The sequence below is a fragment of the Aquisphaera insulae genome, assembly GCF_011064615.1.
GTDB classification, from domain to species: Bacteria; Planctomycetota; Planctomycetia; order Isosphaerales; family Isosphaeraceae; genus Aquisphaera; species Aquisphaera insulae.
Genome location: NZ_JAALJH010000043.1, coordinates 67,637 through 80,165 on the forward strand (window position 1 = coordinate 67,637; position 12,529 = coordinate 80,165).

The following is a 12,529-nucleotide window of genomic DNA, read 5'->3' on the forward strand; positions in this document are numbered from 1 at the left end:
GGGAGGGAGGCGCCGGGGCTTTCCGTGGTTGAGGAGCGAGATGGCCGGCCAGGAAGCAATTGCGATACCGGATCCGGAAACCTCGCCGCGGCGGGGCGAAAGCCCTGGAAAATCCGCGGATCCTCCGGCGCACTCCATCCACGACGGGGCCGGCTTCGTCGCGAATGCGACAGGAACGCGAGCCGATTGGGGCCAATCCGACACGGCGAACTCGACGACCCTCCAGTTGCCCTGCCGGATCTCGGCGACGTAATCTATCCCCGAACCGAGCGGCGCAGGGTCCCGCGCCGAGCCCCTCTCGTTTCCTCCCCGCGACGCACACCGACGCGGGCCGACCCTTACCCCGGAGCACCCCCGAATGAAAGGCGATCCCCAGGTCATCGATGCCCTGAACCGAGCCCTCACGATCGAGCTGACCGCGATCAACCAGTATTTCTGCCAGGCGAAGATGTGCATGAACTGGGGGCTGATGAAGCTCGGCCGCAAGCACTACGAGGAATCGATGGGCGAGATGAAACACGCCGAGGCGCTCATCGATCGCATCCTCTTCCTCGACGGCATCCCCGACATCGCCCGCTACGACGTCATCCGCGTCGGGGAGGACGTGAAGGAGCAGTTCGAGAACGACCTCAAGCTGGAGCTCGGCGGCGTCCAGCACTACAACGCGGCCGTCGACCTCTGCGTCCGGCTCAAGGACAACGGCACTCGCGAGGTCCTGGCGCCGATCCTCTCGGAATCCGAGGAGCACGTGGACTGGCTCGAGACCCAGCTCGGCCTCATCGAGACCGTCGGCCTTCAGAACTACCTGGCCGAGATGATGGGCTCCGGCGAGGGGGCCGGGGCCGGCGAGGGGAAGTAATCCGAGTACTGCTCCAGGTACTTGCGGAGCAGGCGATGGCAGACCATGCAGCCGTCGCCCGCTCCCGTCGCCCGCTTGATGTCCTTGATCGTGCGGATCTCTCGCGAGGCGAAGGCGTCCATCAGCTCCGCTGCCGTCACCTGCAGGCAATTGCAGACCAGATCCCGGGGACATTGACTGCACGGGCCCACTTCGTCGCGGCGGGCACACGAGGCTGTTTCATGGCGGTCGGACATGGCATTGATCCAGAACCGAAGAGCACTTCGGGATCGATGAGACTGAGTCTCAGTCTATTGCCAGTCTGTTTCGGCTGTCAATCACCCTGAGTCGTCAAAGGGATAAAAACAGGCTCATCCGGCCGAAGCGCGCGCCGGGCTCGGAAATCCGCCATCCACGGGCGTGGGCATGCGCATCTTTTGTAGGGTGCGTCAAGCGAAGCGCAGACGCACCGACCGCCGATTCATGGGGTACGAGCGGGCGAGGCCATGCTCGCATGGCTTGCCCAAGAGGGGAGCCATCGTGATTTCCAAGGCCGCGCCGATCCGGTGCGTCTGCGCTTCGCTTGACACACCCTACAAGATCGGGGGCCTCCAGCTCAACAATTCCCCATGTCAAGGAGTGGCGTCGCGAATCTCCCGGCGCGCGCTTCCGCCGGATGAACCTAAAAACAACGCGGAGTCGACTGGACCCGAGTGGTCGTCGACTCCGCGAATGGCCGAAGCGGGGGGAGTGTGCCTTGCGGATCAGGGTCAGGAGAGGAGTTCGTCGACCCTGGGCAGCAGCTTCGCGAAGTCGAGCTTGTTGTGGCACGCCTCGCGGGCGGCCTCGAGATTGGCACCTTGCCAATTCCGGGCCGATGGGGAGAGAGACTCGTAGAGGGCGCGGGCCTCGTCGCGATAGCCGTGGTGTTCGTGGTAGGTCAGGGCCCGGGTGAGCTGGCCAAGCTCTGCCTCGGTGCCGGCGGCGCGACGGCAACTGCCGTCGCAACCGGCGCAGAAGGTCGGGCCGGCGGCGATGCAAGCGTCGCGCAGGCGGTTGATATCGGCCTTCGCCATCGGCTTGAAGTTGCGGGCGGCGGCGAGGTTCTCGCGGACCTGGTCGGTGTTCCGCATCGAGACGCAGGCCGCGGCGAACCGCTCGTCGGACCAGATCGCGTGGAGCAGGGCCTGGTAGGGGGAGAGGCCCTTTTCCTTCAGCTCGGGCATGCCCTTGGCAATCTGATCGGTGTCTTTCTGGCCGGCGATCTGCTTCATCGAGATCAGGCCGATCCCCGCCTTGTGGCAGGCGTCCAGGGCCCGGTTCATGGGGGCCTCGGCGGCGGTCCACGGGTTGTTGCGGACCATGATGGCGTCTACAAAGCCCCCCTCGGCGGCGTTCGTAAGGATCTCAGCCTGCCTCGGGTGGTGCGTGGAGAAGCCGACAAACTTCGCCTTGCCGGACTTGCGGATGGCTTCTGCAGCCTCCTTGAACTCCTTGCTCCTGGGCCACTCGACCGCCGCGTCGCCGCCATGGTCGCCCACGGCATGGATGAAGATCAGGTCCACGTAGTCTGTCTGGAGGGCCTGAAGGTTCTTCTCCAGTGAAGCCAGAAGTAGCGACGGGGTATTCGGTGTGTTCTTGGTGACCAGGAACAGATCCTTGCGTATCGAGGAATCCGACTTCAGCCAGCGTCCGATGGCCGGCTCCGACCCATAGCTGGCCGCCGTGTCGACGTAACGGAGGCCTCCGGCCCACGACGTCCTCAGGATCCGATCCAGGCCGACGCTCTTCCAGGTCCCCAGGCTCAGGATGCTCACCGGGACGCCCGTCTTGCCGAGGACCCGCGTGGGCAATAGGCCGGCATTCGGAGCCTTCGCGGTCTCTTGCGCGTCCGCGCGGGGCCCGCCGACGAGCAGCCCGGCCGCGGCCAAGCCGCCGGCTCCGGCGCCCAGGAACCCGCGACGGTCCATCTCCGTCGACCCTTCGTCATCGGTCTGGTGGCAGTCGTACATGGGCGATCTCCAGAAGTTGCGGCGTGTCCCATCCCGGCTCAGCGACGATTCGTCGCTGATTCCAGATCAGGCTAATCTCCGATCCTCCTCGTGTCGAGGAAGATCGTTGCCGAGATTGGGGGAGATCGAGGCACCGACTCGATCGCGGCGGAAGTCGGCTGGCCACAATCGCCGGATCCTGGTTCACTCTGGCCCAGATGAAACGAGCCGTACCCCGGCCCGCGGGCTCAGGCCCCGGCGCCGACGAGGGAATCGTCCTGGACCTTCTTGGACGTGGCGTGATCGAGGATCTCCTCGCGGAAGACCTTGACGTGGCGGGGGGCCTCGATGCCCAGGCGGACCTGACCACCCTCGATCTTCACGACCGTGACCACGATTCCGCCGTCGATCACGATCTTCTCATTCAGCTTGCGGCTCAGGACCAACATCACAAACCTCCTTGCAAAGTGGGCTCTCGGTCGAGTCATTCACCGCGGCGTTCCGTCGCGACCCGGGGCGTCCTACTTACGTGTCCCGGGGCCCGCGTGTTCAGGCCGCCTTCACGAGAGGAAACATAAGCACGCGGAATGCCAACGACAACCGCCGAAACTTTAGTATTTCCCCAAGTCTTTGCTTCATTGCGTCTTAAATCTGCAAAGCTCGATACCATGGCTCGTCGGCCCCCGTGAACATCAGGCCATGACTTGAAAGATTTCTTCCCAAAATCCGCCGCCCGACGGAAAAAAGGGAACGGCGCGGGGGCGAGATTGCCCGGGATAGCCAGAAACGGGCAGAGTCGCTACCATCGGATCGACGATCAAGCCGTCAAGCCCTGCCGCGACCGGCACAGTCAGCCCGGACCGGGTGCCAGAGGGAAGGGGCAGAGGCGTCAGGAGAGGATCCCCCCGTTCGATGCGAGTAGGCCTGGGTCACGACACGCACCGGCTCGTCGAGGGGAGGCCCCTGATCCTGGGGGGAGTGGAGATCGAGCACCCGCGGGGGCTGGCCGGACATTCCGATGCGGATGTCGTCTGCCATGCCGTGGCCGACGCCCTCCTCGGGGCGGCCGGGCTCGGGGACATCGGCGAACACTATCCCGACACCGACCTGAAGTGGCGCGGGCTGGACAGCACCATCCTTCTACAGGAGGTGGTCGATCAGCTTCGGCGCGGGGAGTGGCGGCCCGTCAACTGCGACGTGATCGTCCATGCCCAGGAACCGAAGCTCGGTCCCCACAAGGCGGCCATCCGGGCCAGGCTCTCGGGGCTGCTGGGCCTCCCGGAGGATGCCGTGAATGTCAAGGCGAAGACCGGCGAGCACGTCGGGCCCGTGGGCCGGGGTGAGGCGATCTGCTGTCACGCCGCCGTCCTGATCGAGAAGGCCGCGACGGCCTGAATCCCCGGGACCACGGCCAGGGCTCCTGGCGCGATCCCTCCCCATACCGAGTCGAGTGGTGACGACCCATGCCCCTGCGAGTCTATAACACGCTGAGCCAGGCCAAGGAGCCCTTCAAGACGGTCACGCCCGGCAAGGTCGGGATGTACGTCTGCGGCCCCACGGTCTATTCCAAGAGCCACATCGGGCACATGGTCGGCCCGGTGATCTTCGACGCCATCAAGCGCTATCTAGTGTACCTCGGCTACGAGGTCACCTGGGTCGTCAACATCACGGACGTGGACGACAAGCTCATCGTCCAGGCGAACAAGGATGGGACGTCGGTGAAGGAGCTGGCCGAGCAGGTCACGGGCGACTACCTGGACTGCCTCCGTGCGCTCGACGTGGCGGGCATCGACGAGATGCCCCGCGCCACCGAGCACATCGCCGAGATCATCGACATCAACTGCGGCCTGATCGACCGGGGATTCGCCTACGCCTCCGGAGGCGACGTCTACTTCGACGTCACGAAGGCCGCCGAGTACGGCAAGCTGAGCCACCGCGACCCGGAGGAGCTGATGGCCGGGGCCCGCATCGAGCCGACCTCGCTGAAGCGGAATTCCGGCGACTTCGCCCTCTGGAAGGCCTCCAAGCCCGGCGAGCCCTCGTGGGAAAGCCCGTGGGGGCCGGGCCGGCCGGGCTGGCACATCGAGTGCTCCGCGATGAGCATGAAGTACCTGGGGCCTCATCTCGACATCCACGGCGGGGGCCTGGACCTGGTCTTCCCGCATCACGAGAACGAGCTGGTTCAATCCGAGTCCTTCACGGGCGTGCCGTTCGCCACCTACTGGATGCACAACGGCCTGCTCACGAAGGAAGGCAAGAAGATCTCCAAGTCGGACCCGACGACGGTCGTCCTGATGAGCGACCTCCTCGAATCGCACGCGCCGGACACGCTCCGCGTGCTGCTCCTGTCGAGCCACTATCGTCGGCCGATCGACTTCGGCCCCGGCCGGCTCGACGAGATCGACCGCAGCCTCCAGGCGTTCTACCGCGCCTTCGAGCGGTTCGAGGAGCTGACCGGACAGTCCTTTTACACGCTCGAGGCGCCGACCCGCCGCGATGACGAGTCCGTGGACCCCGCGCTCTCCGCCGAGGTCGCCGAGCATCGCCGCGGCTTCCTCGACGCGATGGACGACGACTTCAACACCGGCGGGGCCATCGGCGAGCTCTTCGAGATCCTCCGCGGCGTGAATCGGGAGTCCACCGTCGGCGGCTCGCCCGGCTACCTCGCCGCCGTGCGGACCCTCCGCGAGCTGAGCCGTTTGCTGGGGATCTTCGCATCGCCGCCGACGAAGGCGACCGCCGAGGATTCGCTCACGGCCCCCCTCATGGAGCTCCTGATCGACCTCCGGGCCCGGCTCCGCAAGGAGAAGAACTACGCCCTCGCGGACGAGGTCCGCAAGCGGCTGACCGCCATCGGCGTGACCCTCGAGGATCGGCCCGAAGGGACGCGCTGGCGGGCGGAATCGAAGCCCTAGTGCTCTGTCAACACGATGAATTCGGGTTTCAGGACAGACAGGAATGTCTGTCCCCCCGGGTTCAAAGCCATGTGTGTCGGGGATTTCGGAGGACAGGCATTCCTGCCTGTCCTGCGACGACCCCGAAAATCAAGCTGTGACAAAGCCCTAAAGACCTTGCTTCCTCCCAGGGACGGAAGGAGCGATGAAGAGGATGGCACTGCGATCGTGCGAGTCCGAGCCGGATCTCCTCCGGATGCAGCCCCGGACCGGTGATGACGGCCGGCCCGCGGTCTTCCCCGGCCGCGTCGTCGGGGTCGATCCCGGCCTGAACGTCACGGGCTACGCCGTGCTCGAGTCGTCGGGCCGTGCGACTCGCGTCGTCGAGGCGGGGGTGATCCGGCCCTCCGCGCAGGGGAAGGCGATGGGGCAGCGGCTCTCTCACCTGCACCTTGGGCTCCTCGAGATCCTCGACGAGTTCCGCCCCGCCGCCGTGGCGATCGAGCGGGTCCACAGTCACGTCAAATTCCCCAGGACCGCCATCCTGATGGCCCACGCCCGCGGCGTGATCATGCTCGCCGCGGCGCTCCGGGGGATCCCGGTCTTCGGCTACGCCGCCTCGCGGATCAAGAAATCGCTGACGGGAAGCGGCCGGGCCCCCAAGTCCCAGATGCAGCACGCGATCATGACGGAGCTCCGGCTCGACGCCCTGCCGGAGCCCCACGACGTCGCCGACGCCTGTGCCGTCGCCCTCTGCCACCACCAGGTGAGCAGGAACATGGTCGGACTCGACGGGCATTGAACGCAGGCCCGGGGACCCGCGCCCGTCGCCTCGGGCTTCCTTGACCCCGTCTCTTTCCCGGCGATACGATGAGAAGTCTGGCGGCTCGAACGCCCAGCAAGGGCATCCTCGGGCCGCGCCTCCTCTTCCGACCGATTGCCTCCTGCGGTGGACAAGACCTTGGAGATCACACTCAACGGCGAGCGTCGCGAGATCCCCGGGAACCTCAACGTGGCGGGGCTCCTGACGCATCTCGGGCTGCGGCCGGAGCACGTGGCCGTGGAGATCAACCGCGACCTGGTCACCCGTCGCCGACACGCCGAGACCCCGATCGCGGCGGGCGATGTCCTGGAGATCGTCACCCTCGTCGGAGGGGGCGCGCCGGCCCCGGACATCGAGCCCCCGGCGCTCACGATCGGCACCCACACCTTCCGCAGCCGGCTCTTCGTCGGGACTGGGAAATACGGCACGCTCGAGCTGATGCGAGACTGCCTGGAGGCTAGCGGCGCGGAGGTCGTCACCGTGGCCGTTCGCCGCGAACGGCTCTTCGATAGCCAGGGCCGGAACCTCCTCGATTACATGGATCCAACGCGCTATACGATCCTCCCCAACACGGCCGGTTGCTTCTCCGCCGAGGAGGCCCTCCGCACCGCCCGGCTCGGCCGCGAGCTCCTCGAGGGCCTGGGAAACCCCGGCGCGAGCTGGGTCAAGCTCGAGGTCCTGGCCGACAAGCGGACGCTCCTGCCCGATCCCGTCGCCACCCTGGAGTCGACCCGCGTGCTCGTCAAGGAGGGCTTCCAGGTCCTTTGCTACACGAGCGACGATCCGATCATGGCCCGTCGACTCAAGGAGGCCGGGGCCACGTCGGTGATGCCCGCCGGCAGCCCGATCGGCAGCGGCCAGGGGGTCCTCAACCCCAACAACATCCGGATCATCCTCGAGGATCTGAAGGCGGAGGATCCCGACTATCCGGTCATCGTCGATGCCGGCGTCGGCACGGCCAGCGACGTGGCCATCGCCATGGAGCTCGGCTGCGACGGCGTCCTCCTGAACACCGGGATCGCCGGCGCCCGCGACCCCCTGAGGATGGCCCATGCCATGCGCCTGGCCGTCGAGGCCGGGCGGCTCGCGGCGGGCGCCGGGCGGATCGCCCGCAAGCTCTACGCGACGGCGTCGAGCCCGACCCAGGGCCTCGTCGGCCGCGACTGACGCCGGTTCGCCCGTGCGGGCCTCCTTTAACCTTTGACCCATCGAATGGCGGCGGCATGAAGCAGATCGACCCCGCCACCATCCTGGGACCCGGCGGCGCCGTCGCCAGGCGCCTCCCCTCGTACGAGGCCCGCGAGCAGCAGCTCGAGATGTCCCGCGCCGTGGCCGACGCGATCGAGGCCCCCGGTCACCTCATCGTCGAGGCCGGCACCGGCGTGGGCAAGAGCTTCGCTTATCTCGTGCCCGCCATCATGGCGGCGGTTGAGCAGGAGAAGACGATTGTCATCTCCACCCATACGATCGCGCTCCAGGAGCAGCTCCTCCAGAAGGACATCCCGTTCCTCCGCGCGGTGATGCCCCACGAGTTCTCGGCCGTGCTGGTGAAGGGGCGGGCCAACTACATCAGCCTCCGCCGGATGAACGTCGCGACCTCGCGGATGATGTCCGCCTTCGCGAAGCAGGAGGAGATCGATCAGCTCGGCGACGTCCGCCTCTGGGCCATGCGGACGCCCGACGGCACCCGGTCCGACCTCTCGTTCCGGCCCCTGCCGGCGGTCTGGGACGCGGTCCAGAGCGAGAGCGGCAACTGCCTGGGCCGTGAGTGCCCCAGCAACAAGGCGTGCTTCTACTTCGCGGCCAGGCGGCGGGTCTGGTCGGCCAACCTCCTGATCGTCAACCACGCCCTCTTCATGACCGACCTGGCCATCCGGTCGGAGAATTCCGGCTTCTCGCTCCTGCCCAAGTATGACGTCGCCATCTTCGACGAGGCCCACACGCTCGAGGCCGTGGCCGGCGAGCATCTGGGGCTCCAGGTCTCGAACATCGGCATCGACATCACCCTGTCGCGGCTCTACAACGAGCGGACCCAGAAAGGGCTGGTCGGCTATCACAAGCTCCAGGAGGCGAAGGACCTCGTCGTCGCCTCGAGGCGGGCGGCCGACGAGTTCTTCGAGCAGGTCGCCTTCTGGTTCGACCGCCAGGGGGACAGCTTCAACGGCCGGGTCCGCGGCAAGCTCGATCTCGACCACGGCCTGATGGATCTCCTCCGCGAGCTGGGCCGGGCCATCGCCGAGGGCGCGAGCAAGGTGGAGAAGCCGGACGATCGGATCGAGCTTTCGGCCGCCTCCGACCGCTGCCTGGGCATGGCCGACCAGCTCACGACGTGGGTCCAGCAGATGGCGGAGGACCACGTCTACTGGGTCGAGTCCGAGGCCCGCCAGTGGCGGCGGATCCGCCTCGCCTGCGCCCCGCTCGACGTCGGCCCCGCGCTCCGGAGGATGCTCTTCAGCAAGGTGCCGACCTGCGTGCTGACCTCGGCCACACTCTGCGTCGGCACGCCGCCGCGGTTCGACTTCCTCAAGACGCGGCTCGGCGTCACGAAGGCGGAGACGCTCGCGCTGGGGTCTCCGTTCGACTATCCCACACAGGCGGCGATCCATCTCCCGAGCAACCTCCCGGACCCCTCGGTGCAGCCGGCGGAGTTCGAGCGGGCGGCGATCCCGGCGATCGCGCATTATCTCGAGCGGACGAACGGCAAGGCGTTCGTGCTCTTCACCTCGTACAAGATGCTGGAGGCCGCCGCGCGGGCGCTGACCCCCTGGCTGGCCGAGCGGAACATCGCCCTCTTCGCCCAGAGCGACGGCATGCCGCGGTCGAAGATGGTGGAAGCCTTCAAGGCGGACGTGAACAGCGTCATCTTCGGCGCCGATAGCTTCTGGCAGGGGGTGGACGTCCCGGGCGAGGCCCTCTCCAACGTGATCATCGTCCGCCTGCCGTTCAGCGTCCCGAGCCATCCGCTGCTGGAGGCCCGGCTCGAGGACATCCGCCGCCGCGGCGGCAACCCGTTCGTCGAGTACCAGATACCGGAGGCCGCCATCAAGCTGAAGCAGGGCTTCGGCCGGCTGATTCGGACGAAGACCGACCGGGGCATCGTCGTGATCCTCGACCCGCGGATCATGACCAAGCCCTACGGCCGGACGTTCCTCGGCTCGCTCCCGGACTGCCCGCGGATCATCGAACGGGTGGACCTGAACACGCCTCCCTCGCGGCCGAGCCGGCCGATCAGGTAGACGACGATCCCCGCGTTGACGATCAGCGCCGCGATCCGGACCGGCCCGCCCCGGCGGGCGATCTCCCACACCTCGACCGGCAGCAAGGACATCGAGGCCAGGACGATCAGGAACTCGCCCCAGCGCTTGCCCCTGAGGATCCCGATCCCTTCCACCACGTGCAGGGCCGCATACCCCGCGAGCCCAGCCAGCACCACGCGGATCTGCTCGCGTCCCAGCTCCGCGAGCCGGAGGAGCAGGGGATGGACGAAGGAGTTCTCCGGATCGAGCCCGACGAGTCGGGTCAACTGCTCCAGGCTTGCGCGGGCATCCCCGCGGTAGACCCGAGCCAGGCCGACCGCGAGCACGACGGCCAGCACGGCCGTCGCCAGCTTGTAGAGGCCGATCAGGAGGAAGCCGACCGGCATCCTGCCTTCTTGCGGAACCCTTCGCTCCAGCATGTCTCTCTCGATCGGCCGGTACCGCTGATCACTCGCGTCCTCTCGTCTGCGATGATTGATCTTCGCACGATCGGCATCCAAGAATGTAGCGGATACCCGACGCGTCTCGTCCGTTTCGAGACGTCGTCTCGCCATGAGGAGGCCCTGCCGTGCGATTTCGGGGCGCCTTTCGAATCCGCACCGTTCATCTGATGGCGGCCGTCGCGGGGGCCGCGATGCTCCTGATGATCCACCGAACGGCGACCCGACGCGTCGAGACGCTTCGTTCGCCGATCCCGGTGGAAGGCTGGTCCGGATCCGGGCTGCTGCTGCCGGCGGGGAAAGTCGTTCCCTTGCCGGGATTCGCGAGCCTGCCGGAGCATTCGGCGGCCCTGGCCGAGGTCACGAAACGGGGCGTCGAGGTCGGCAAGGATGGGAGGGTTTACGGACTCCTTCGCGTCCATCACTGGTGCGGCAATGATCCGATTCGCGAGCATGTGTCGCGGGTGGATGTCGCGGACCTGATGGCTTACCTCGGGGAAGGAAAGACCTCCGAAGCGATGCCGCGGCCGCGGTGGTCGCTGCAACATGCCGCCTCGGCGTTCTCGCCTGCCGGATGGCGGATCGAGGAATTCATGGGCTACTGTCGCTGGCACGAGGACATGGTCGGGCGACGGCGACCCTGACGCCGGCACGAGATGATCTCGCCTTCGTACGGAGACCTCCTTGCATCTCGGCGGCCGAGGGTCGATCATGTTGGCTCCGGGGGCTGCCCCGGTCACGCCCAGGCTCCACCCCGCTCGCGCCACGCCCGTGAGGTATCACCACGATGGATCATGCCTTCACATCCTCGCCCATCCGGATCACGCGTCGTCAGTTCACGCGAGGGGCCGCGGGCGCCGCGGCCGGCGTGCTCGCCTTCCCCGCGATCGTCCGCGGGAGGAACCTGAACGACAAGCTACGGATTGCGGCCATCGGGGTCGGCGGGCGGGGGGCGTCCAACCTGCAGGACGTCTCATCGGAGGAGATCGTCGCCGTTTGCGACGTGCACGGGCCAAATCTCGAACGGGCGGCGTCGCTCCATCCCCGCGCCCGGCGGGAGAAGGACTTCCGCCGGGTCTTCGATCACGCCAGCGAATTCGACGCCGTGGTCGTCAGCACGACCGAGCACACCCACGCCTTCGCCACGCTGCCGGCGCTCCGGCTGGGCAAGCACGTCTACTGCGAGAAGCCGCTGACCCACGACGTCTACGAGGCCCGGGTCATCCGCGAGGCCGCGCGGAAGGCCAAGGTTGCCACCCAGATGGGGACCCAGATCCATGCCGGCGACAACTACCGCCGCGTCGTGGAGCTCGTGCAGTCGGGGATTGCCGGACCGATCCGCGAGGCCCACGTCTGGGTCGGCCGCGCCTGGGGCTTGCAGTCGGAGGCCGACGCGAAGGCAAACGGGGACATCGTCTCCGTCCAGGATCGGCCGAGCGGTTCGTCGCCGATCCCGACGGGCCTGGACTGGGACCTCTGGATCGGCCCCGCGCCGTTCCGTCCGTTCCACGAGGTCTACTTCCCGGGGCCGAAGTGGTATCGATGGTGGGATTTCGGCAACGGCACGATGAGCGACCTGGGGAGCCACTGGGTCGACCTCGCGTTCTGGGCCCTGGACCTCGACGCCCCGAAGTCCATCGAGCCGGGCGGGGGGAAGCCTCATCCCGAGATCGCCCCCGCCTCGATGCGCGCGGTCTACGAATACGGCCCGCGCCGGGAGCGTCCCCCCGTCCGGGTGACGTGGTATCAGGGCAAGGAGAAGCCCGAGGCCTGGCATCGCGGCGAGATCCCGAAGTGGGACAGCGGGGCGCTCTTCGTCGGCGACAAGGGGATGATCCTGGCCGACTACGGCAAGCACGTCCTGCTCCCCGAGGATCGGTTCCGGGACGTCAAGCGGCCGGCCCCGTCGATCCCGTCCTCGATCGGCCACCACGCCGAGTGGATCCGCGCCTGCAAGACCGGCGAGCCCACGACCTGCAACTTCGAGTACGCCGGCCGGCTCACCGAGGCCAACCACCTCGGCAACGTCGCCTATCGCGTGGGCCGGAAGATCACCTGGGACGCCGAGACCCTGTCCTGCCCCGACGCGCCGGAGGCGATGCCGTTCCTCAAGCGCGAGTATCGGGAAGGCTGGTCGCTGGCGTGAGCCCGAGCGCGATTTTCGCGGTCGCCGCAGGGTGTGCCAAGCGGAGCACAGACGCACAGGACCACTGAGGCCCGTGCTGCGGCTGGAACTCGGCCCGGGCGTTATCTGCAGCTTGCGCCTGGCTCGGCAGGAGCCTCGCC

General features: G+C 67.3%; 12 protein-coding genes. 8 read left to right on the top strand and 4 right to left on the bottom strand.

Annotated features, from left to right (window positions below):
* Window positions 1-358 precede the first annotated feature (358 nt).
* Window positions 359-859, top strand: coding sequence for a bacterioferritin (gene bfr, locus G6O54_RS21315; RefSeq protein ID WP_165227778.1), 501 nt, complete (start codon window positions 359-361; stop codon window positions 857-859).
* Here bfr and G6O54_RS21320 read toward each other — a convergent pair.
* The 3 genes from G6O54_RS21320 to csrA form a co-directional block, all read right to left on the bottom strand.
* Complete coding sequence (locus G6O54_RS21320) at window positions 802-1,095, bottom strand: (2Fe-2S)-binding protein (protein ID WP_165227780.1); 294 nt, start codon at window positions 1,093-1,095, stop codon at window positions 802-804. The two genes, bfr and G6O54_RS21320, sit on opposite strands and share 58 nt — an antisense overlap.
* A 513-nt stretch (window positions 1,096-1,608) precedes the next feature.
* Entirely contained in the window at window positions 1,609-2,850 is a 1,242-nt protein-coding gene (locus G6O54_RS21325) for an aldo/keto reductase (RefSeq protein WP_165227782.1), read from the bottom strand.
* Between the two features lie 227 nt (window positions 2,851-3,077).
* A complete protein-coding gene (gene csrA, locus G6O54_RS21330) occupies window positions 3,078-3,278 on the bottom strand; it encodes a carbon storage regulator CsrA (RefSeq protein WP_165227784.1) in 201 nt (66 codons plus the stop codon).
* Window positions 3,279-3,741: 463 nt separating this feature from the next.
* Between csrA and ispF the strand changes: the two genes are divergently transcribed.
* The 5 genes from ispF (at window position 3,742) to G6O54_RS21355 (ending at window position 9,782) form a co-directional block, all read left to right on the top strand.
* A complete protein-coding gene (gene ispF / locus G6O54_RS21335; protein ID WP_165227786.1) occupies window positions 3,742-4,224 on the top strand; it encodes a 2-C-methyl-D-erythritol 2,4-cyclodiphosphate synthase in 483 nt (160 codons plus the stop codon).
* 68 nt (window positions 4,225-4,292) lie between these two features.
* Window positions 4,293-5,744 (top strand): cysteine--tRNA ligase, encoded by a 1,452-nt coding sequence (gene cysS, locus G6O54_RS21340; protein ID WP_165227788.1) that lies wholly within the window; start codon window positions 4,293-4,295, stop codon window positions 5,742-5,744.
* 193 nt (window positions 5,745-5,937) lie between these two features.
* A complete protein-coding gene (ruvC, locus tag G6O54_RS21345; protein ID WP_250847011.1) occupies window positions 5,938-6,525 on the top strand; it encodes a crossover junction endodeoxyribonuclease RuvC in 588 nt (195 codons plus the stop codon).
* A gap of 147 nt (window positions 6,526-6,672) precedes the next feature.
* Window positions 6,673-7,713: a sulfur carrier protein ThiS gene (gene thiS / locus G6O54_RS21350; protein ID WP_304511161.1), complete on the top strand. Its 1,041-nt coding sequence runs from the start codon at window positions 6,673-6,675 to the stop codon at window positions 7,711-7,713.
* A 56-nt stretch (window positions 7,714-7,769) separates the two neighbouring features.
* Window positions 7,770-9,782, top strand: coding sequence for an ATP-dependent DNA helicase (locus G6O54_RS21355; protein ID WP_165227790.1), 2,013 nt, complete (start codon window positions 7,770-7,772; stop codon window positions 9,780-9,782).
* On the opposite strand, the gene G6O54_RS21360 is transcribed toward G6O54_RS21355, so the two are convergent.
* Window positions 9,680-10,222: a DUF2127 domain-containing protein gene (locus tag G6O54_RS21360; protein WP_165227792.1), complete on the bottom strand. Its 543-nt coding sequence runs from the start codon at window positions 10,220-10,222 to the stop codon at window positions 9,680-9,682. The genes G6O54_RS21355 and G6O54_RS21360 overlap by 103 nt on opposite strands.
* A 149-nt stretch (window positions 10,223-10,371) precedes the next feature.
* On the opposite strand from G6O54_RS21360, the gene G6O54_RS21365 reads away from it, so the two are divergent.
* Window positions 10,372-10,887, top strand: coding sequence for a hypothetical protein (locus tag G6O54_RS21365; RefSeq protein WP_165227794.1), 516 nt, complete (start codon window positions 10,372-10,374; stop codon window positions 10,885-10,887).
* Between the two features lie 143 nt (window positions 10,888-11,030).
* The gene (locus G6O54_RS21370; protein WP_165227796.1) at window positions 11,031-12,389 is read left to right on the top strand and encodes a Gfo/Idh/MocA family protein; all 1,359 of its coding nucleotides are present in this window, start codon (window positions 11,031-11,033) and stop codon (window positions 12,387-12,389) included.
* The last annotated feature ends 140 nt before the right edge of the window (window positions 12,390-12,529 follow it).